This is a genomic window from Olsenella uli (assembly GCF_901212655.1).
Taxonomy (GTDB): Bacteria; Actinomycetota; Coriobacteriia; order Coriobacteriales; family Atopobiaceae; genus Parolsenella; species Parolsenella uli_A.
Window position 1 is genome coordinate 1 of sequence record NZ_CAAKON010000040.1, and the last position, 22,056, is coordinate 22,056.

The 22,056-nt window shown below is 67.6% G+C and carries 11 protein-coding genes and 1 pseudogene; 3 read left to right on the forward strand and 9 right to left on the reverse strand.

The features are described from left to right. Nucleotides 1-396 precede the first annotated feature (396 nt). The 6 genes from argH to EFAMC2_RS07300 form a co-directional block, all read right to left on the reverse strand. A complete protein-coding gene (argH, locus tag EFAMC2_RS07275; RefSeq protein ID WP_154028168.1) occupies nucleotides 397-1,866 on the reverse strand; it encodes an argininosuccinate lyase in 1,470 nt (489 codons plus the stop codon). A gap of 201 nt (nucleotides 1,867-2,067) precedes the next feature. Continuing rightward, entirely contained in the window at nucleotides 2,068-3,396 is a 1,329-nt protein-coding gene (locus EFAMC2_RS07280) for an argininosuccinate synthase (RefSeq protein WP_154028169.1), read from the reverse strand. 66 nt (nucleotides 3,397-3,462) lie between these two features. Next, nucleotides 3,463-3,897, reverse strand: coding sequence for an arginine repressor (locus EFAMC2_RS07285; protein ID WP_154028170.1), 435 nt, complete (start codon nucleotides 3,895-3,897; stop codon nucleotides 3,463-3,465). A gap of 291 nt (nucleotides 3,898-4,188) precedes the next feature. Continuing rightward, nucleotides 4,189-5,676: a glutamate synthase subunit beta gene (locus EFAMC2_RS07290; protein WP_154028171.1), complete on the reverse strand. Its 1,488-nt coding sequence runs from the start codon at nucleotides 5,674-5,676 to the stop codon at nucleotides 4,189-4,191. A gap of 1 nt (nucleotide 5,677) precedes the next feature. Continuing rightward, the gene (gene gltB / locus EFAMC2_RS07295; RefSeq protein WP_154028172.1) at nucleotides 5,678-10,411 is read right to left on the reverse strand and encodes a glutamate synthase large subunit; all 4,734 of its coding nucleotides are present in this window, start codon (nucleotides 10,409-10,411) and stop codon (nucleotides 5,678-5,680) included. Between the two features lie 295 nt (nucleotides 10,412-10,706). After that, nucleotides 10,707-13,421: a phosphoenolpyruvate carboxylase gene (locus EFAMC2_RS07300; RefSeq protein WP_261980189.1), complete on the reverse strand. Its 2,715-nt coding sequence runs from the start codon at nucleotides 13,419-13,421 to the stop codon at nucleotides 10,707-10,709. Nucleotides 13,422-14,076: 655 nt separating this feature from the next. Here EFAMC2_RS07300 and EFAMC2_RS07305 point away from each other — a divergent pair. Both EFAMC2_RS07305 and EFAMC2_RS07310 read left to right on the forward strand, forming a co-directional pair. Continuing rightward, nucleotides 14,077-14,868 carry a sulfite exporter TauE/SafE family protein gene (locus tag EFAMC2_RS07305; RefSeq protein ID WP_154028174.1) on the forward strand — a complete coding sequence of 264 codons (792 nt, stop codon included), beginning with the start codon at nucleotides 14,077-14,079 and terminating at the stop codon, nucleotides 14,866-14,868. A gap of 979 nt (nucleotides 14,869-15,847) precedes the next feature. Next, nucleotides 15,848-16,522 carry an HAD family hydrolase gene (locus EFAMC2_RS07310; protein WP_154028175.1) on the forward strand — a complete coding sequence of 225 codons (675 nt, stop codon included), beginning with the start codon at nucleotides 15,848-15,850 and terminating at the stop codon, nucleotides 16,520-16,522. Between the two features lie 154 nt (nucleotides 16,523-16,676). Here the strand turns inward: EFAMC2_RS07310 and EFAMC2_RS07315 are convergent, their stop codons facing one another. From EFAMC2_RS07315 to hypB, 3 genes are all read right to left on the reverse strand, one after another. Then, entirely contained in the window at nucleotides 16,677-17,021 is a 345-nt protein-coding gene (locus EFAMC2_RS07315; RefSeq protein WP_154028176.1) for a hydrogenase maturation nickel metallochaperone HypA, read from the reverse strand. Nucleotides 17,022-17,105: 84 nt separating this feature from the next. Then, nucleotides 17,106-20,036, reverse strand: coding sequence for an FAD-dependent oxidoreductase (locus tag EFAMC2_RS07320; protein WP_154028177.1), 2,931 nt, complete (start codon nucleotides 20,034-20,036; stop codon nucleotides 17,106-17,108). A gap of 9 nt (nucleotides 20,037-20,045) precedes the next feature. Next, entirely contained in the window at nucleotides 20,046-20,834 is a 789-nt protein-coding gene (gene hypB, locus EFAMC2_RS07325; protein ID WP_154028178.1) for a hydrogenase nickel incorporation protein HypB, read from the reverse strand. A gap of 336 nt (nucleotides 20,835-21,170) precedes the next feature. Here hypB and EFAMC2_RS07330 point away from each other — a divergent pair. Beyond that, nucleotides 21,171-22,056 (forward strand): annotated as a pseudogene (locus EFAMC2_RS07330) (hypothetical protein); the annotation flags it as partial.

Genomic DNA, 22,056 nt, shown 5'->3' on the forward strand with positions numbered 1-22,056 from the left:
GGCTCGAGTGGCGGCACCGGCGGCGGCAACGAGGGCTCCCGGGGTACGACCACACCCCAGCCGACACCCACGCCATCCCAGTAGGCCACGGCAAGGCCGCATCACCATCGGCAACGAACGGGCGCCCGGCCGAATCGATTTCGGTCGGGCGCCCTTTTCATGACGTGAATTCGTAACTCCCGGCAACAAGGCAAGAGACTGTCCGCGCGCGCCGCTGTCGACGCGCCTCTTGCCCCATCATTCTCCCGGGCGGGCTCAACGCGTCGCTCGACCCCGCACCGCGCCTGGATACATTCAGAACCTCGCACAACACACGCCAATCAGGCTCATCACACAAGAAAGGCGCCCCCGCCCATGGAGCGGGAGCGCCAAAGTCAAGCCCTTGTGGCCAAAGTCCTAGCGCGCAAGAGCCGCCTCGTTGCGCCCGTAGGCGGCCTTGGCCTCCTCCAGCTGCACCTTCACCGCGTCGTGGCCGGTTCCGCCGTACGTGGTGCGGCGACGCACGATATTGTCGATGTCGAGCGCCGCGTGGGCATCGCCCTCGAACAGTTCGGAGTAGCTGCGGAGCTCGTCGGTCGTGAGCTGCTGGAGCGTCACGCCCTCACGCACGCAGTCGCCCACGATGCGGCCCACCACGGCGTGCGCCTGACGGAAGGGCAGGCCCTTGCCCACCAGGTAGTCCGCGAGGTCTGTGGCCGCCATGTAGCCCTCGTGCGAGGCCTCGCGCAGGCGCTCGTCCTTGAAGGCACAGGTGGCGAGCATGCCGGTGCAAGCCATGAGGGAGCCCAGGACGGTGTCGGCCGCGTCGAACAGCGGCTCCTTGTCCTCCTGGAGGTCCTTGTCGTAGGTGAGCGGCGTTCCCTTGACGGTCATGAGCAGGCCCATGAGGTCGCCGGCCACGCGGCCGCTCTTGCCGCGCACGAGCTCGGCGAAGTCTGGGTTCTTCTTCTGCGGCATGATCGAGGAGCCAGTGGAGTGGGCGTCGTCCATCTCCACGAACGCGAACTCGGCCGTGCTCCAGATGACCAGCTCCTCGCACAGACGGGAGAGGTGAACCTGGCAGACGCTGGCCGCATAGATAAAGTCCAGCAGGTAGTCACGGTCGGACACGGAGTCCATCGAGTTGTTCGTGGCCGCGTCAAAGCCGAGGGCGGCGCTCGTCATCTGACGGTCGAGCGGATAGGTGGTGCCGGCGAGCGCGGCTGAGCCCAGGGGGCAGCGGTTCGCGGCGGCACGGGCGGCCTGGAAGCGGCGGAAATCGCGGTCGAGCATCCAGAAGTACGCAAGCAGGTGGTGCGAGAGCAGCACGGGCTGCGCCGGCTGCATGTGGGTGTAACCCGGCATGACCACGCCAAACTCGCCCTCGGCGCGCTCGAGCACCACGGCCTGCATCTTGGCGATGGCCTCGAGCACCTCATCGGCAAGGTCGCGCGCGATCATGTGCGTGTCCACCGCGGTCTGGTCGTTGCGGGAGCGACCCGTGTGGAGACGGCCGCCCGCGGGTCCGACGCGCTCGGTGAGCACGCGCTCGATGGCCATGTGGATGTCCTCGTCGCGGTCGACGTCGAACGAGAACTCGCCACGTTCGATCTCGCCGGCAATCTCGTCGAGGCCCTCGCGGATGAGCCTCTCGTCCTCGGCCGAAATCACGCCCTGGTGGGCAAGCATGGCGGCATGCGCCTTGGAGCCACGGATGTCCTGGCGCCACATGCGCTTGTCGAACGGAAGCGACGCGCCAAAGCGCTCGAGCTCGCCGGTGGGCGCGGCCGAGAAACGGCCTCCCCACAACGGCTTGGGCTCTGTGCCCTCCCCCGCTGCCTGCGCCCCGTTGGTTGCCGTGACCTCTTTGGCCTTGGAATCCGCCATCTACCCGCTCCCCTTGTTGTCAGCTTGCCGTAGGGCATCCATGGTACTCGCCCTTCCCCGGGCGCACACGCATGAATGCGTATCGGATTTGCAACTTGTTCCTACCGGCCTGCGCGCCAGGACAGCAAGGGGCGGACGCCGGAGCCCCCACTCCGACGCCCGCCCACGAGCGCACTCGTTTTGGATCGCTAGCCGCGGCGTCTACTTGCCGGCAGAAGCGCTGCCCTCGGCGCTTGCCTCGCCCTTGCCGGCCGCCTCGGCCTCCTTCTGGCCCATGGCCTGGATCTGCGCGGCTCCCAGCAGGCCGGCGGCCTTCTCGCGCTCGACGCGACGCTCGGCCCAGACGCGGTTGGGCAGGCCAAAGAGGTCCATGAAGCCCTTGGCGGCCGTGCGGTCGAAGGTGTCGCCCTTGTCGTAGGTGGCCAGGCCGAAGTCGTACATGGAGCTGTCGGCGCGGCTGCCGGTGACGGTGCAGCTGCCCTTGTACAGGTGCAGGCGAACCTCGCCGGTGACGGTCTTCTGCGTGCTGGCGAAGAAGGCGTCCAGAGCGTCCTTGAGCGGCGAGTACCAGAGGCCGTTGTAGACCTGGCGGCTCCAGTCGTGCTCGAGGGAGAGCTTGGTGTGGAGCACGTCGCCCGGCAGGCAGAGGCTCTCGAGCTGCTTGTGGGCCATGATGATGGCCAGGGCGCCCGGCTGCTCGTAGCACTCGCGGCTCTTGAGGCCCACGAGACGGTCCTCGATCATGTCGATACGGCCAAAGCCGTGGCTGCCAACGATCTTGTTGAGGGCGGCGATGAGGTCGTAGAGCTTCATGCGCTGGCCGTCGATTGAGACGGGCAGACCGGCCTCGAAGCCAAGCACGACGTCGCGGGCCTCGTCCGGGGCCTCCTCCGGGTCAACCGTGATGGACCAGGCACCCTTGGGGGCCTCGTTCCACGGATTCTCCAGTACGCCGCACTCGATGGCGCGACCCCAAACGTTCTCGTCGATGGAGTACGGGTTCTCCTTCGTTGCGTCCACGGGGATGCCCTTGGCCTGGGCGTACTCGATCTCGCTCGTACGGGTGGTGAGCTCCCAGCTGCGCACCGGGCCGAGGATCTCGAGCGTGGGGTCGAGGGCCTTGCACTCGAGCTCGAAGCGCACCTGGTCGTTGCCCTTGCCGGTGCAGCCGTGGGCGATGGCGACGGCGCCCTCGGTCTGGGCCACCTTCACGAGGTGACGGCAGATGGCCGGGCGGGAGAGGGCAGACAGCAGCGGGTACTTGTTCTCGTACATGCCGTTGGCAAAGATGGCCTTGGCGATGAAGTCCTCGGCGAACTCGTCGCGGATGTCCACGTCGTATGCGGCGACGGCACCGAGGGACTTGGCCTTGGCGTTCACGGCCTCGATGTCGGAGCGCTCCTCGGAGGGCTGGCCGAGGCTGGCGATGCAGGACACAACGTCATAGCCATCATCCTGCAGGTACTTGAGCAGGCAGGAGGTGTCGAGGCCACCGGAATACGCGAGAACGACCTTACCCTTTTCGGACATGTGAGACTCCCTTTGTTGCTAGCTGTTGGTATCTGGGGTCGACGGCTGAAACCGCCGGCAGGTTTGCTACTTCTTGACGTTCCTGAGCTTGTTGACGAGTGCTTCGAGCGAGGCAGCCTCCTCGTCCGTGAGGCAGACGACCATGATGGTGTCGTCGCCCGCGATAGAGCCGGCGACGTCGGGCAGTTGCGCGTCGTCGATGGCGGCGGCGACGCCCTGCGCCGTGCCCGCCTGGCTGCGAATGACCACGATGTTGTTGGCCCTCACGACGCCCGTGACGAGCTCGGACACCATGCGCTGGAGGTGGAGGTCCTCGGAGAGGACGTAGACCCCCTCGGGCAGCTTGCGAAGGCCCATATCGGCGATGTCGCGCGAGATGGTGGCCTGCGTGCAGGTGTACCCGAGTGCCTCGAGCTCCTCCACGAGGGCGCGCTGGGTCTTAATAGACTTGTTGCGCACGATGTCTCGGATGGCATCCTGCCTGTTGTTGCGACGCTTCATTGCGAGTTGGTCCCCTTGCATTGAGATTCACAGCGCAATGCATATTAGCACGATAAGATACATAAATACTGAGAATTTTTGACTAAATATAAGAAACGGGTTGTACGTGGCCTCTCGCCGCGCACAACCCGTCTCTCTCGATGAGTCACCCTGTCCCTCGTCTGCCGTCTACTCTGACTCATTTTTCAAACAAGGACCAGCAGCCCGTCAATGGGCCGGCCTGTCAGATAAATGAGTCAAAGTAGACGGCAGACTGACTCATTTGGCAGGCCGACCCAGTACCCGGCAGAGTTAGAGGCCGAGGGCCTCGGCAACCTCGCCGGCGCAGGCAAGAGCATCTGCCATGGAGGTCACTACGAGCGTCGAGCCGTTGCGCGCATCGCCCGCGGCGAACACCTTGGCGCAGGCGCCTTCCGCCACCAGCTGCGCACGGTGCGAGGAGCGCTCGACCATGACTGGCAGGGGTCGGCCCTTCTCGGCCATCTTGACGCCAAAGGCGTCGAGCACGCCGTGCTCGGGGCCCGTGAAGCCGCAGGCGATGAGCACGAGCTGGGCCGGAACCTCGCGCTCGGTCTCGGCCTTGCGCTCGGGCTTGCCGGCGCTCCAATCGAGGTCCACCACGCGAAGGCCACGCACAGATCCCGCCTCGTCGAAGAGCACCTCGAGGGTGTCGACCCCCCACTCGCGCATCTCGCCACCGGTGAGCGCGATGGCCTCCTGCTGGCCGTAGTCGGTCTTCTTGACGTTGGGCCACTCCGGCCACTGGTTCGTGGGAGCCGGCTTCTCGGGCGGGCAGCTCAGGAACTCGTACTGGCGCACGGAGCGGGCGCCCTGGCGCACGGCGGTGCCGAGGCAGTCGTTGCCCGTGTCGCCGCCGCCAATGACGATGACGTCCTTGCCGTGCGCGTCGATGGCGGGCGTGCCGCCGTCGAGCACGGAGCGCGTGGCGCTCGTGAGGTAGTCCACGGCATAGACCACGCCGCCCGAGGCAAGGCCCTCGTCATAGCCCTTCGCACCCAGGCCGCGCGGCGCGCAGGCGCCGGCCGCCACGACCACCGCGTCGAACTCCTTGGCGAGCGCAGAGGCCACCTTGGGGTCTGCCGCATCCGTGTTGAGGCGGAACTCGATGCCGAGGGACTCCATGAACTCCGTGCGGCGCGTCACGACGTCCTTTTCGAGCTTCATGTTGGGGATGCCATACATGAGCAGGCCGCCGGCACGGTCGTGACGCTCCACCACCGTCACGCGTGCGCCGCGGCAGGCGAGCTCCCAGGCAGCCACGAGGCCGGCCGGGCCAGAGCCCACCACGGCCACGCTCGGCGCATCCGGACGGGCAGCCGCAAACTTGGCCGGGCCGCCGTGGGCCCACTGCCAGTCGGAGATGGCGCGCTCGTTGTCGTGGATGGTCTCGGGCTCGTCGGCGCGGCCAAGGTTGCAGGCCGCCTCGCAGAGCGCGGGGCACACGCGACTCGTGAACTCGGGCATCGGCGAGGTGAGCGACAGGCGCTCGGCCGCCTCGGCCCAAAGGCCACGGTACACAAGGTCGTTCCACTCGGGAATGAGGTTGTGCAGCGGGCAGCCGCTCGGGCGCGCCTTGCCAAACCCAATGCCCGTCTGGCAGAACGCGACGCCGCACATCATGCAGCGGCTCGCCTGCACGCGCTGCTCCTCAGGCGTGAGCAGCGTGTAGAGCTCCTTGTAGTCGGCCGTGCGCTCGGCTACCGGGCGCAGGCCGTGAGCACGGCGACCGTGCTCGAGAAATGCTCCGGGCTTGCCCATGCTAGTTCCTCCCCGTGATCTTGTCGAAGGCCACCTGCAGGGCCTCCTCGTGCGACTTGCCCTCGCCCTCGGCCTTGGCAACGGCCTCGAGCACGCGCTTGTAGTCGCGCGGGATCACCTTCACGAACTTCCGCTCGTAGGCGCGGAAGCGATACAGCATCTTGATGCCGCGCGGGCTGGCCGTACGGCGGACGTGCTCCTCGATGAGGTCGCGAATCTGCTCGAGCTCCTCCTCGCTCGGATGCTCCAACTCAACCATGTCGAGGTTGCAGTTGTCCTTAAGCGTGCCGAACTCATCGAAGACATAGGCCACGCCACCGCTCATGCCCGCGGCGAAGTTCATGCCAACCTCGCCGAGGATGAGGGCCACGCCACCGGTCATGTACTCGCAGCCGTGGTTGCCCACGCCCTCGCAGACCACCGTGGCGCCGGAGTTGCGGACGGCGAAGCGCTGGCCGGCAAGGCCGTTCACGAAGCCGCGACCGCTCGTGGCGCCGTAGAAGGCCACGTTGCCAATTGCCATGTTCTCGTCGAACTTGTAGTTGGAGCGCTCGGGCGGACGCACCGAGACCACACCGCCGGAAAGGCCCTTGCCGAAGTAGTCGTTGGCGTCACCCTCGATGTTGAGCGTGATGCCTGCCGGCAGGAAGGCACCGAAGCTCTGGCCGCCGGAACCCTCGCAGTCGATGGTGATGGATCCCTCGGGCAGGCCCTCGGGATGGGCCTTGGTCACCTCGGAGCCAAGCATGGTGCCCACGCAGCGGTTGACGTTGGCGATGTCGGCATGGAAGCGAATCGGCTCGAGGTGGGCGCGCGCGTCTGCCGTGTATGGGATGAAGAGCGTGGAGTCCAGAGCGCGGTCGAGCTCCAAGTCCGGGGCCATGGAGGGCAGGAAGTGGTGAGCCTCGGCGCCCGGGATGGACTTGCCGTACTCGTTGGTGCCGTTGGCGAGCACGCGGGAGAGATCGACGGTGTTGGCCTTCCAGTTGCCCTCGACCTCGACCTGGCGCAGGCACTCGGGGTGACCGACCATCTCGTCGACGGTGCGGAAGCCCAGGCTCGCCATGATCTCGCGGAGCTCTGCCGCCGTGAAGCGCATGAAGTTCTCGACCTGCTCCGGCTTGCCGGCAAAGCGGCCGCGCAGGGTGCAGTTCTGCGTGGCGATGCCGGCCGGGCAGGTGTCCTGCTGGCAGTCGCGCTGCATGAGGCAGCCCATGGCCACGAGCGGCATGGTGGCGAAGCCAAACTCCTCGGCGCCGAGCAGGCACGCCATGGCCACGTCGCGGCCGTCCATGAGCTTGCCGTCCGTCTCCACGACCACACGAGAGCGCAGGCCGTTGAGCAGCAGCGTCTGCTGGGTCTCAGCAAGGCCAATCTCAAATGGGATGCCCGCGTGGTAGATGGAGTCGCGCGGGGCCGCGCCAGTGCCGCCGTTGTGGCCGGAGATGGTGATCTTGTCAGCGCCGCCCTTGGCAACGCCGGTGGCGATGGTACCCACGCCGGCGAGCGCGCAGAGCTTCACGGAGATGCGGGCACCGGGGTTGGCGTTCTTGAGGTCGAAGATGAGCTCTGCCAGGTCCTCGATGGAGTAGATGTCGTGGTGCGGCGGAGGCGAGATCAGGCCCACGCCGGGCGTGGACTGACGCACCTCGGCCACCCACGGGTAGACCTTCTTGCCGGGCAGGTGACCACCCTCGCCGGGCTTGGCACCCTGGGCCATCTTGATCTGGATCTCGATGGCGCTAGAGAGGTAGCGGCTCGTGACGCCGAAGCGGCCCGAGGCAACCTGCTTGATGGCGGAGTTCTTGGAGTCGCCGTTGGGCAGAGGCACCTCGCGCGCCGGGTCCTCGCCGCCCTCGCCGGTGTTGGAGCGACCGTGCAGGCGGTTCATGGCGATGGCGAGGGTCTCGTGGGCCTCCTTGGAGATGGAGCCGAAGCTCATGGCGCCGGTGTTGAAGCGCTTGACGATCTCGTCGACGGGCTCGACCTCGTCCAGCGGCACGGGCGTGCGGCCGGCGGCGTCGAAGTCCATGAGGTCGCGCAGGGTCACGGCGCGGCCGGGACGGTGCACCAGGCGGCCGTACTCGCGGAAGAGCTCCATGTCGCCCTCGTCACAGGCCCGCTGCAAGAGGTAGATCGCCTTGGGCTCGATGAGGTGCTCCTCGCCCGTGAGCGGACGCCACTTGGTGAGGCCGAGAGACGGCAGCTGGTTGGGTGCGGGACTCTTGCGGATGGCGAGGGCCTTGTCGTAGCGCTCGTCCTCCTCGCGCTGGATACCGTCCAGGCCAAGGCCGCCCACGCTCGTGGTGGTGCTGGTGAAGCAGCGGTCCACGACGCCCTCGTTGAGGCCGATGATCTCGAATATCTGCGCGGAGTGGTAGCCCTGGAAGGTAGAGATGCCCATCTTGGACATGATCGAGGTGATGCCCGCCGTCACGGCCTTGTCGTAGTTGGCGATGGCGTCCTCGGGCTCGAGCGCGATGGCGCCCTTGGCGCACAGGTCGCGGATGCACTCGTGGGCCATGTAGGGGTAGATGCCGCTCGCGGAGTAGCCCACGAGGCAGGCGAAGTCGTGCGAGGCCAGGGCGTCGCCGGTCTCCACCACGATGTCGGCGAGCATGCGGGTGCCCGTGCGAATCAGGTGGTTGTGGACGCTGCCCAGGGCCAGCAGGCTCGGGATGGGTACCTCGTCGGCGGCGGCGCGGTCGGAGATCACGACGATGGTCGTGCCCTCGCGCACGGCGGCCTCGATGTCGCGATCGAGTTGGTCGAGGGCGGCCTCGAGCGCGCCCTCCCCCGCGTCGCGGCGATAGACGGCGTGGAAGACCTGGGTCTTGAAGCCCGCGCGGTCGATGGCGCAGATGCGGCGGAACGCGTCATGGGTGAGCATCGGTCCCCGCAGGCGCACGAGGCGGCAGGTGTCGCGGCAGTCCTCCAGCAGGTTGCCGTGGTTGCCGAGGTAGAGTACCGAGCTCGTGACGAGGCTCTCGCGCAGCGCGTCGATGGGCGGGTTCGTCACCTGGGCAAACAGCTGGTGGAAGTAGTCGTAGAACGAGCGGCTCTTCTTGGAGAGCACGGCCAGCGGCGAGTCGATGCCCATGGAGGCCAAGGGCACCTTGGCCTGGATGGCCATCGGGCGCACGACTTCGTCAACATCGTCATAGTGGTAGCCGAGCTTGGCCATGCGCTCCGTGAGGGGCACGTCGGCGTCGGCGTCGTCGGGCAGCTCGTCAAACGCGGGCTTCTTGAGGTCGTGGATGTCGAGGGTCTCGTCGCCCAGCCAGTCACGGTACGGCTTTTCGTTGGCGTACTTGTCGCGAATCTCGTCGTTCCAGATCACGCGGCCCTGCTCGGGGTCGACCTCAAGCATCTCGCCCGGGCCAAGGCAGCCGGTGCGCAGGATGTTCTCGGGCTCGACGTCGATGGTGCCCACCTCGGACGAGAGGATGAGACGGTCGTCGCGCGTGACGTAGAAGCGCGCGGGGCGCAGGCCGTTGCGGTCCAGCACGGCGCCCAGCAGCTTGCCGTCGGTGAACACGATGGCGGCCGGACCGTCCCATGGCTCCATGAGCATGGACTGGTAGGCATCATAGGCGCGGCGCTTCTCGGACAGGTTGGGGTTGTGGTCCCACGGCTCGGGGAGCATGAGCGTCACGGCGCGGTCCAGGGGCCTGCCGTTCATCGTGAGGAACTCGAGCACGTTGTCGAGGATCGCGGAGTCGGAACCCTCGCGATTGATGATGGGCAGCACCTGCTCCAGGTCGTGCTGGAGAATCGGCGAGTACAGGTTCGGCTCGCGAGCGCGAATCCAGCTCACGTTGCCGCGCAGCGTGTTGATCTCGCCGTTGTGGATGATGTAGCGGTTGGGGTGCGCGCGCTCCCAGCTGGGCGTGGTGTTGGTGGAGTAGCGCGAGTGCACGAGGGCGAGGCTCGTCTCGACCGCGGCGTCGTTGAGGTCGATGAAGAAGCGGCGCATCTGCGTGGCGACGAGCATGCCCTTGTAGACGATGGTGCGGCTGGACATGGAGCACACATAGAAGATCTTGTCCTTGAGCGCCGGGTTCTTGTCGGCCGCGCGCTCGATGGTGCGCCTCGTCACATAGAGCTTGCGCTCGAAGTCCTGGCCAGCGGCGACGCCCTCGGGGCGGCGCAGGAAGGCCTGGAGAATGGTGGGCATGCACGCCTTGGCGGTGTCGCCCAGGTCATGCGGGTCAACCGGCACGCGGCGCCAGAACATCAGAGGCACGCCGCACTTGGCGCAGCCCTCCTCGAACACGCGAATGGCCGAGGCAACGCCATGCGAATCGGCCACGCCGTCGGTCTCGCCCGTCTCGTCGCTGTGCGGGAAGAAGAGCATGGCCACGCCGTAGTCGCCCTCGTCGGGGAGCAGCTGGCCCTCCTTCTGCGCCTCCTTGCGGAAGAAGCGGTGCGGAATCTGGAAGAGCACGCCCGCGCCGTCGCCGGTGTTGTGCTCGAGGCCCTTGCCACCACGGTGCTCGAGGTTCACGAGCACGGACAGGGCATCGTCGAGCGTCTGGTGGCTGCGGACGCCCTTGAGGTGGGCAATGGCGCCAATGCCGCAGGCATCGTGCTCGTAGCTGGGTCGGTAGAGGCCGCGTGCGGCCGAATCGGCGGCGACGCGTGCGATGTCCGCCGCGGTCGGCGCACCTGCGGTCACGCTCGAGGCCACGCCGGCCTCGGCCGAGGTCACACGGACTGGCTGGTGAGACTCCATGTCTTAGTCCTTCTCCGAAGGAATACTGCCGCTCACCGACCATATGGCCACTTTGGGTGGACAAACGGGACAGCAATCCCCCGGCCGGCAAGCAGACAGAAGTCTACCGAGCGGCCGCGCGCGGCCCGGGGGCGCGCGTCCATTTGTCGCAGTCTTGTAACGAAAGCGGCCGCCGACCCAGGGGCGGCGACTCAAAACAAAGGCGCCAAGCGCTCGCATTGCGCAAGCACTTGGCGCCGGGGACGTTACCTGAGCCGATCGGGCAGATCCGCTACGGGAGTCTCGTGACCCAAGATCACCCCGTGTTCTGCAGGCCCGCGGAGACGCCGGCAACGGTGGAGAGGATGAGCTTGATGTACAGCTCGCGCTCCTCGGCCGTGAGCTCGGCCTCATGCTCGCGCAGCGCTGTGAGGGCACGCACCTGCGAGATGGAGAGGGCGTCCACGTAGGGATTCCTCACGCGCACGGCCTGGCCAAGCACGTGCCGGTGCTGCAGCGGCCACTCGTCACCCACGATGGCGAGCGTCCACTTGCGGGTGAGCGCCATCTCGTCCAGGACCTTCTTGGCGAGGTCGTCGCGGTCGCCCAGCGCGAGGTAGTGCCTCGCGATGCGGGCGTCGGTCTTGGCGATGCTCATCTCGATGTTGTCGATGAACGTGCTGAACAGTGGCCACTCCCTGTAGGCGGCCTGGAGCCCCTCCAGGTTGCCGTACTTCTCGCAGGCCGTGCCCAGGCCGTACCACGCGGCGAGGTTGATGCGGGCCTGGCTCCAGCTGAAGACCCAGGGGATGGTGCGCAGGTCGTCGAGCGACTTGGCGCCCAGGCCGCGCTTTGCCGGACGGGAGCCGATCGGCAGCAGGCCAACCTCGGTGAGCGGGGTCACCGTGGAGAACCAGGGGGCAAAGTCCGGCGTGTGGATGAGGTCGATGAAGCGCTCGTGGCTGGCGTCGTAGAGCGCCTTGGCCAGATCGGCGTACTTCTCGGTCATCTCGGTGTTGGTGCGCTCCACGGAGGGCGCGCTCTGCAGCAGCGTGGCGCCGGCGACAGACTCCACGTGGCGCTGGGCCAGCACCGGGTTGCCGTAGCGGGCAAAAATGACCTCGCCCTGCTCGGTGACCTTGAAGAAGCAGTTGACCGAGCCCTTGGGCTGGGCGAGCACGGCGCGGTTGGCCGGGCCGCCGCCACGGCCCACGGCACCGCCGCGGCCGTGCATGAGCACGAGGTCGATGTTGTTCTTCTTGGCCCAGTTGGCGATGCGCTCCTGCGCGGCGTGCAGCGCGAGCGTGGCCGTGGTGGGGCCGGCGTCCTTGGAGGAGTCGGAGTAGCCGAGCATGACCTCCATCTTGCGGCCGGTCTGGGCCAGGCGGCGCTGGACGTCGGGCAGCTGGAGCATCTCGTCCAGCACGCCAACGCAGCCCTCCAGGTCCTCGAGCTGCTCGAACAGCGGGATGACGTCGATGGTGGGCACGTCCTCGGGGTGCGCGAAGGCAAGGCGGGAGAGCTCGTAGACGTCGGCCACGTTCTGGGCACTCTTGGTGAAGGAGATGATGTAGCGGCGCGCCATCTTCCTGCCGTAGCGCTTCTGGATGGCACCGAGCGCGCGGAAGGTGTCCAGCACCTCGCGCGTCATCGGGGCGAGCGGGCCACGCTCGCCGTTACGCCCGTGCTCGCGGATGTCGGCAAGCGCACGCGAGTGCACCACCGAGTGCTGACGGAACTCCATCTCCACCATGTGGAAGCCAAAGCTCTCGGCCTGCCAGATGAGCGTCTGGACGGGGCCGTAGGCAGCGCGGGTGGCACCGGCCTCCACGAGGGAGCGTTGCACGACGCGCAGGTCTGCGAGGAACTCCTCGCAGGAGTGGTACATCGTGTCGGAGTTGCGCTTGACCGTGGCCTTCAGGCGATCTGCCATGACGAGCATGACGGCGCGGTGCGGTTCGGACTCGCTGATGAGCTCGGCGCGGCCGGTGAGCTTCTCGCTCATCTCCACCTGGTGGTTCCACAGGTTCACGAGCTCGTCGGAAGGCTTGGTACGCGTGGCGTCGAGCGTGAGGTTGCGGCCCACGCGGAAGCACTTCTCGGCCAAGGTGCGCACCATGTGGTTGAAGAACTTGGCGGCCACCTCGCGACTCACCTTGGCGGTGACGTTGGGATTGCCGTCACGGTCGGAGCCAATCCAGGAGCCGGGGTGGAAGAACGCCGGGCACACGGGCTCCACCTTGCCGGCGTCGTCGCCCAGCACCCAGTCGTCGAAGCGGCGGTAGACCTGCGGCACCATGTCGAACAGCGTGTTGTCGAAGATGTCGATGATGGTATCGGCCTCCTCGACGGGGGTCGGCTTCTTGAGCGCGATGGGGCTCGTGCGCAGCAGGGCATCGATCTCCTGCAGCATGTGGCGCTCGTTCTCCGCAAGGTCAGAGCCGCCGAGGCGCGGGCGCTCCTCGAGCAGCTTGCCGATGCGGCGGATCTTGCCCTCGACGGCCTTGCGACGGGCCTCGGTGGGGTGCGCGGTGAAGACGGGGTGGAACTCGAGGCGGCCGAGCAGCTCGGCGGCCTTCTCGGGACCAGCCTCCTCGATGAGGCGGTGGTAGGCCACGGCAAGCGCGTTGGACTCGTCGACGTCGGCCTCGGGGGAGGCGGCGCGCTCGCGGTCGTGCAGGGTCTCGACGCGGTAGTTCTCCTCGGAGAGATTGGCGAGGTGGAAGTACGCCGTGAGGGCGCGCGTCACCATCGTCTGTTCCTCGGCCGTGAGGCCCTTGGTGAGCTCGTAGGCGTTCCGGAAGCTCTCGTCCTCCTCGCTCGCGCCGGTGGCGCTCGTCACACCGCGCTCGTCGGCGGCGATGAGGTCGGCGAGGAGCTCGTCGAAGTCGCGACGCAGCTCAGGCGAGTACTCCGTGAGGACCTCGCGCAACAGACGAAGGAAAAGCTCCATGTTGTTGCGCAGGCTCTCGGGAAGCTTCACCCCCGCGAAGGTCTTCGCGGCAGCGGCCTTGGCCTCGGCACGGCTCAGGGACTCCCGCTGGGAGGCCCTGAGCGCGGTGCGCACGGCGGCATGGACGGCCTCGTGCTCGGAACGGTTTGCCTCAAAGCTTGACTCTGCTGGCAAGGTTCCTCCTTCTGGCTCGAACGAAGGCGGGTGCCGACGGGGCGCTTTGTGCGGAGCCGAGACTCGCCATCTTGGCAAAACGGCACTCATCATAGCAGCGAAAAACAGCTGAGGTACAGCTGTAACGAGTGCGTAACGTAAGCAGCCGGCGTACGCAAGACCACATCGGGCGAGCGTACCCTTGCAATCTGTAAGCGCAGCGAGACGGTCTTCCCTGCTCGCCGGCACCCCGGCCCTCGCCCGCCGGCACCCCGGACCCCGCTCACTGGCACCTTCGCACGGACGATCGGCCGGTCGGCGAGGACGCTCGCGGACTCATTGCGGCACAGGCGCGGGAGGTTGGCGCATCGCCAGCTCTTCGCTGCCTGCTGGCACGCTTGCACGGACGATCGGTCGGTCGGCGAGGACGCTCGCGGACTCATTGCGGCACAGGCACGGGAGGTTGGAGCATCGCCGGCTCTTCGCTGCCTGCTGGCACGTTGCAACCCGCCGGCAGGCTGCAACTTGCCACACGCTGCAGCCTGTCGGCACACCGAGAATCACCACAGAAAGGCTCGCCATGGACTTGCTCTCTTTGCTGCCGCTGCCACCGCTCGCCATGGCCTTCCTGTGCGCGATGGTGTTCCTCGCCGGGTTCGTGGACGCCGCGGCAGGCGGCGGCGGGCTCATCTCGCTGCCGGCGTTTCTCGCCACCGGCATCCCCTCGCACCTCGCATTTGGCTGCAACAAGTGCGCGAGCGCCATCGGCACCACGTTCTCCACGCTGCGCTACTTCCGCCATGGGGCGATGGACTTCCTCGTGGCGGGCGTGGCGGCGCTGGGCGCGTTCGCCGGCAGCGCGCTCGCGAGCAACCTGCTGCTGCTCGTGAGCGACGACGCCTTCCGCATCCTTGTCGTCTGTGTGCTGCCCGTGGCCGCCGCCATCATCCTCACCCGCAGGAGCGACGCGCTTGCGGAGAACCACTCCGCCGAGCTGCCGCGCGCCCGTCGCATCGTGCTCGCGGTGCTCATCGGCTTTGTCATCGGCGGCTACGACGGGCTTGTGGGACCCGGCACCGGAACGTTTGCGATCATCGCGTTCAACCTGCTCATGCGGTTCGACCTCAAGACAGCGGGCGGCAACGCGAAGGTCATGAACCTCGCGAGCAACTACGCCTCGCTCGTGGTGATGCTCGCCGCCGGCAAGGTGGACTTCGCGATTGCGCTGCCCGCGGCCGTGTTCTGCATCGCCGGCCACGTCCTCGGCGCCGGCATGGCTCTCAAGCGCGGGGCGCGCCTCATCCAGCCGATGCTCGTCGTGGTGCTGGTGCTTCTGCTCGTGAACCTCGTGAGCCAGCTGATGGGCGTCTAGGCTCGTCGCGCTTGCTTCGGGCGAGCCCGTCTCCACCTTGTTCGTACACCTGCCTTGTTCGTCGCGCCCACTTCGTTCGCCGCGTCCACCGCGCCCGCAGCCCAACCACCCGCCTGCCCGCCCATCCACGCAGACGCCCCTCAGCCCAACCGCCTGCCCGCCCCGCGCGCACTCTGCCTACCCGCACGCCACGTCCGTCCGCGCACCATACCTACCTGCCCCTCCACGTGCCATGCCTACCTGCCCCTACGAGATTGACGGACGAATCCAGCGGGCCCAACCGCCTGTCCGCGCACCCCGACTGTCCGCGCACCCCGCCCGTCCGCACACCACGTCCAACCGCCCGTCCGCACACCATACCTACCTACCCGCCCGTCCACGAATGCGGGCGTTTGCAATGGAGGGGCACGGCACACCCCTCTTTTGTCCAGGAATCCAGGCGATTGCGTGATTTCAGGGGCCTGCACTCGCGCCGGCGCAGGATAATTCGAAAGATGAGGGATGCGCCAACCGACGCTCATCGTTATCTTCTCAAAGAACAAAACATCTACCAGCAGTTTTGCAGAGATGCATCTCTGTGGTCAGCCGTGCTCCAGCTATAGCGGACTTCTGCTGGCACGCGGGACCTGCCCCGTCTTCGCAACCGCCCGCATTCGTGGACAAACTGGTAGCAAAACATGCCCCGGCGATTCGACCCGGCGCCCACGCCTCGTCCCTCCTTCGCAACCGCCCGCATTCGTGGACAAACTGGCAACCATCCGTGCCCCGGCAGCCCGACCCGACGCCCTCGCCCCACCCCGGTATCGCAACCGCATGCATTCATGGACAAGCAAGCGGCTTAATGCACCCCGGCAGCCGACCTGATGCCCGCGTCCCGCCCCGCCTTCGCAACCGCCCGCATTCGTAGACAGGCCAGTGTCCGGGCGCGCCCTCCCCGCTCGCGGTAGGATGCTCGCGAACCATCTCGAAGGGAGCCCGCATGACCGGTTACACCACCGTCGTCTTTGATCTGGACGGCACGCTGCTCGACACCATCGAGGACCTGCACCTCACGCTCAACCACGCGCTCGAGTCGGGGGGCCTGCCGCCGCGCACCTTTGCCGAGGCACAGGCATTCGTGGGAAACGGCATCCGCAGGCTCGTCGAGCGCGCAGTGCCCGGGAGCACGAGCCCCGAGGCCACCGACGCCGTCTTTGCCGAGTTCAACCGCTGGTACGCCCAGCACTGCAACGACCACACCAAGGCCTACGACGGCATCATCGAGCTCGTCGACTCCCTCCGTAGCGAGGGCCGCCGCGTGGCGGTGGTCTCCAACAAGAGCGACTACGCGGTGCAGGACCTCGTCGACATCTACTTCCCAGGCGTCTTCGATGCCGTCGCCGGCGTGCGCGAGGGCATCGCGCGAAAGCCCGCACGCGACATGGTCGACCTTGCGCTCGAGAAGATGGGACCCGAGGCCGTGGCCGACGCGCGTGAGGGACGGGCAGCCTACGTGGGAGATTCCGAGGTGGACATCGCCACCGCCCGCAGCGCCAAGATGCCCTGCATCTCCGTGAGCTGGGGATTTCGCAGCGTGCCACAGCTCCACGAGGCGGGCGCAACCCGAATCGTTGCCACCCCGGCAGAGCTTGGGGCCGCGATTCGCGAGGGGTAGCACGACCAAACGACACGCAGCGATGCGGACCGGCGCGGTCACAACCTCGAGCCGGGAGGCCATTCTCGACTTCAGCTGGAGGTTATGACCCGGCCCAGCCATCGGTAGTCGACGCGAACCGCGTAGACGGCCCGAATGACGCCCGCCCCGGCCCCTACTCCACCTCGATCTCCTTGATGAGGACCTCGTTGCCGCGAAGCAGGTGCGTGCGGGGGCTGCCGCACGCGGGGCACGTGCGGCCGTGCGCCACGGTGCCATATTCGGCGCCGCAGTCCTCGCAAAGGGTCACGGCGGGAATCGTCTCGCACGCAAGCTCGCAGCCGTCCATGAGGGACTCGCGCTTGCAAGCCCAGCGCCAGGCGTTCTCAAGCAGCCCGGGCACCACGCCGGAGACCTCGCCCAGCTCGAGCGTCACGCGCGAGACGGAGGTGACGGCGTTCTCCGCCGCCACCTCCTTCACGTCGTCGATGATGTAGAAGACGATTCCGAGCTCGTGCATGGGACTCCTTTATTGCAGACAGGCGCGGCGTGGCTGGCAACGGGCACCGCGCTGCCACGGCCGCCACGGCCACCGTCCGTCCGCCTACTTCTTCTTGAACCGGATCTTGAGCTCGCGCTTGAGGGCGTACTTGGCCAGACTCGGGATCTTCTTCTCGTACTTCACCATCGTAGAGCACTCGGGGCGGTCGCGATCAAGGTGAATCGCGTCGAACTCGCACTTGGTGGTGCAGAGTCCGCAGCCGATGCACTTGTTCGCGTCCACCACGCTCGCGCCACACCCCAGGCAGCGGGCCGTCTCCGCCTTAACCTGCTCCTCGCTAAACGTGCGCACGTACTCGCGGAACCGCCGCTTGCGCTCGGCCTCGTGGTCCACGCGCGGCGCCTGACGGCTCGCGGTGTCATAGGAGCCAAACTCGGCGTGATCCTTGTCCAGCTCGCGATAGCGCCTCGGGTTGCGCCCGATGGTAAGCGTGCCGCCCTGCACGAAGCGGTGGATGGACACGGCAGCCTCATGACCCGCGGCGATGGCGTTGATCGCAAAGCTCGGCCCGGTGTAGACGTCTCCGCCCACGAAGATGTCGGGCTCGTTGGTCTGGTAGGTAACGGGGTCGGCCACGGCACCCCGCCCGCGCCCCAACTTCACGGCAGAGCCGGCGAGCAGGTCTCCCCACTCCACGGACTGGCCGATGGACAGCACCACGCGGTCGCACTCGTACGTGCGCGTGTCTCCCTCGTCGTAGACCGGGGCAAACCGTCCCTCGTCGTCGAACACGCGCACGCAGCGCTTGAACGTGATGGCACGCACGCGCCCATCCTCGTCGTGGAGCACCTCCGCGGGGCCCCATCCGCAGGTAATGGCAACGCCGTCCTCCACGGCCTCGTGACGCTCCTCCTCGCTCGCCGGCATCTCAGCCTCGCCCTCGAGGCAGAGCATCTCCACGCGCTCCGAGCCCAGACGCGCGGCCGTGCGCGCCACGTCGATGGCCACATTGCCGCCACCCACAACCACCGTGGTACCAGCAAGCGAGAGCGACCCGTCCTCGGCAACGCCAAAACCCAAGGCGCGGGCCGCCTCGGTGGCGCCATCCTCGCCCGCCTGCGCGCGCGAGACCTCGCGCAGGAAGTCCACCGCCACGCTCACGCCCTCGGCGCCCTCGCCAGCAATGCCCGCACGCCTGCCACCCTGGCAGCCAACCGCCAGGTAGAAGGCCTTGAAACCCTGTCCGCGCAGCTCGTCGAGCGTCACGTCGCGGCCAACCTCCACGCCATAGCGGAACTCGGCACCCATGGCCTCGATCACGGCAACCTCGGCGGCAATCACGTCCTTCCCCAGCTTGTAGCTGGGGATTCCGTACGTGAGCATGCCGCCCGGGCGCGCGCTCTTCTCGAACACCACCGGCCTGTAGCCCTTCTCGGCCAGGTAGAAGGCGCACGAGAGGCCAGCCGGACCGGCGCCCACGACGGCCACCTTCTCCGTGAAGTCGCCCTCGACCTTTGGCCTCACCTGCGGCGGGATGTAGCGCGTCTCGGCATCCAGGTCTCGCTGGGCCACGAACTTCTTGACCTCGTCGATGGCCACGGCAGCATCCACGCGCCCGCGCGTGCAAGCGTCCTCGCAGCGACGGTTGCAGATACGGCCGCACACGGCCGGCAGCGGGTTCTCACGCTTGATGAGGGCGAGGGCGTCGGTGTAGCGGCCCTGCGCGGCGAGCTTGAGATAGCCCTGAACCGCGATATGCGCCGGGCAGGCCGTCTTGCAGGGGGCCGTGCCCGTGTCGTACGTCTCGATGCGGTTCTTGTCGCGATAGCTGGGACTCCACTTCTCGGGACCCCACTTCACCTCGTCCGGCAGCTCCTGCTTGGGGTACTCCGGCACCCCGTGCGTCCGCGCGTCGCAAAGCTTCTGGCCAAGCTTCACCGCGCCGGCGGGGCACACCTCCACGCAGCGGCCGCACGCCACGCAGCTGCTCGCGTCGGTATGGGCCACGTAGGCTGAGCGGGAGAGGTTGGGCGTGTTGAACAACTGGCTGGTACGAAGCGCGTAGCACACGTTCACGTTGCAGTTGCAGATGGCGAAGATCTTGCTCTCGCCGTCGATGTTGGTGATCTGGTGCACGAAGCCGTTGTCCTCGGCGCGCTGGAGGATCTCGTAGACCTCCTCGCGCGAAACGTAGCGCCCGCGATCGGTCTCCACCACGTAGTCGGCCATGTCGCCCACGGCGATGCACCAGTCGTTGAAGTCGTCGCCGCAGCCCTCGCCCATCCGCTGTCGGCTCATGCGGCAGCTGCACGCGCTCGCCGCGTACTTGCCGTCGTACTTGTCGAGCCAGTGCTTGATGTGCTCCACGGACACGGACCGGTTCTCGCGCTCGATGGCGCGCTCCACCGGAATCACGTGCATGCCGATGCCCGCACCTCCGGGCGGCACCATCGGCGTGGCCTTGGAGAGCGGCCCCTTGCTCGCGGACTCGAAGAACTTGGCGTAGACCGGGTTCTCCTGCAGCTGGCCCCAGCGCATGTTGAGGAACTCGGCAGAGCCCGGCACGAGCATGGGCAGCACCCACTGCTTGGTGCGGGTGGGGTTTTCCCAGTTGTACTCGAGCAGTCCCGTGTAGGAGAGGTCGTCGAGCATCTTCTCGAGCGGCTCCGGCGCGATGCCGGTGGCGCGGACGGCGTCCTCGAGCGTGTAGGGGTGGCGCATCTTGAGGCGGCAGAGCACCTCGGCCTGCTCGTCGGTGGCGGCGGCAGCGAAGCTCCAGTACTCGTATGGGAGCAGCTGGTCGCGGCCGAGCAGGCGGTTCGTGCAGTGCTTGGCCAGGGCAACGATGGCCGGGCGCGGGTTCTCCGGAAGCTCGGGCACGAACTCGGCGCCGATGTCGGGCTCGGTGAAGGAGACACCGGGGCCGTTGAGCACGAGCGTGCCATCGGTCTTCTCGACGGTCTGGAGCGGGAGGCCCGCGGAGTTGGTTTTGACGCGACTGGCATCTGGGGTCTTGCTATCAAGTGAGGCCATGGGGCTCCTTTAGGCAACGGGATAGTGGGCGGCGGCGGTGTTGGCGGGAGCGGCCTTGGAGAAGGTACCCGCCTGCCAGCGCGCGACGGCGTCGGCAAGCCAGGCGGCCCAGGCCTCGACGCCCTCGCCGGTCTTGGCCGAGATGGGTAGCACGCGCGCCTCGGGGTTGCGCAGGCGCACATTCTCCTCGCAGCGCGCGAGGCTGAAGTCGAAGTAGGGCGCCACGTCCATCTTGTTCACAAGCACCAGGTCGCACACCTCGAACATGAGGGGGTACTTGAGCGGCTTGTCGTCGCCCTCGGGCACGGAGAGAATCGCGACGTTGACGCTCGCGCCCGTGTCGAACTCGGCTGGGCACACGAGGTTGCCCACGTTCTCAAGAATGGCGAGGTCGAGGTGGTCGCGGCCGGCATCGCGCACGGCGGCGTCGAGCTCGGCGAGGCCCTGGTGGCACATGGCGGCGTCCAGGTGGCACATGCCGCCCGTGTGGAGCTGCACCGCCGGGACGCCCGCCTCGGCCATGGCGCGCGCATCGACGTCGGAGTCGATGTCTGCCTCCATGACGCCCATCGAGAGCGAGGGCGCCAGGGCCTCTACGGTGCGGCGCAGCGTGGTGGTCTTGCCCGAGCCCGGGCTGCTCATGAGGTTGAGCAGGAAGGTGCCGCGCTCCTGGAGCTCGGAGCGCAACTTGTCTGCCGCCCGGTCGTTGCTCGCAAACACGCTCTGCCTGACCTCGATGACGCGAACGGCGCGCTCGCGGGCGGCGCCCTGCCCCGCGCCCTCGTTCTGGACTTCCATATCCCTCTCCTCCGCCGCCGGCGCGTCCCCACGGCCGACGACTGGCCTGCTTGTTGGCACAACTTGCCAATAGCTCAGTCTAGATGCCCCGCCGGCATCGAGAAACGGCCCATCGGCGTACGGTCACGCGGGAGGCTTGGAGCAGCAGCGCCTCGAGCGCCGAGGCGGACGGGGCGGCACCGGCGCCAGAGCGGACGCAAGCGGCGCAGGCCAACACCGAATGTGAACGGGGCGTCGGCATGATTCGAGGCGGCGAGGTTCCCAAATGGCCTACTCTAGAGAGTGCTAACTCGCGGCGGGCGCGGCTCGTCCCCCGCCGAAACCTAGGAGCAGAACATGGCAAAGCAACGCATGGCCGAGGGCCCCGTCGCCCTCACCGAGGCAAACAAGCTCTATTTCTACAAGCTGCTGGGCGAGGCCCTGGGCGTCGGGCGACAGGCATTCCTGCCCCGCGCGCTCGAGGCGCTCGAGGCGTCGGACCTCACGCCCGAGAAACTCGGCTACGAGGATGGCAGAGCGCTCTTCGAGAAGCTCGCCGACGTCTGTCAGCTCACCGCCTTCAAGGGCGGCCGCTTCTACGTGACGGTGCAACGCAACGAGGCGTGGGACGCGGCACTTGCGGCGGCCGAGAACTCCAAGAGGCCCACCGGCGGCAAGGGCAAGCCCTGGAAGCGCAAGAAGGGCGCCCTCAAGCCGGTGCGCCCGCGCACGATCCAGGTTGCGAAGCCCGCCGAGTCCGAGGCGGTGGCCGAGCCTGCTGCTGCGGATGCCGCGCCGATGGAGGTCGCCGCAGACGGAACCGCGCAGGCAGGGGCTCAGACAGACCGGCAGGTGCCGCCGGCAGGCGCCGCACCTGCCGAGCAGCCCGCCCGGGACGAGGCCTCCGTCTCAGAGCCCACGCCGCAGACGGAGGGGGCCGCGCAGGCAGAGGCTTCGCCGGCTGACGCCGCCGGCCAGGCGAGCGCCCCCACGGCGGAGGCACCCAAACCCGCCCGCAAGCTCACGCTGCTCGAGCAGATCGAGGCGCAGCTGCCCAAGTCCGCCGATGAGGAGGAGGCGGGGGCCACGCAGCTCGCGCCGGCTACGCCGCAGGGCGTCGCCCCCGAGGCGCAGCCGGCAGCCATGACGGAGCCGGCAGCCGCGAGCGCCTCTCAGGCCGCCCCGCAGCCGGTGGTCGCCTCGCACGTCGCGCCTGCCCAGCAGCCGGCCGGCGCGCCGCAGC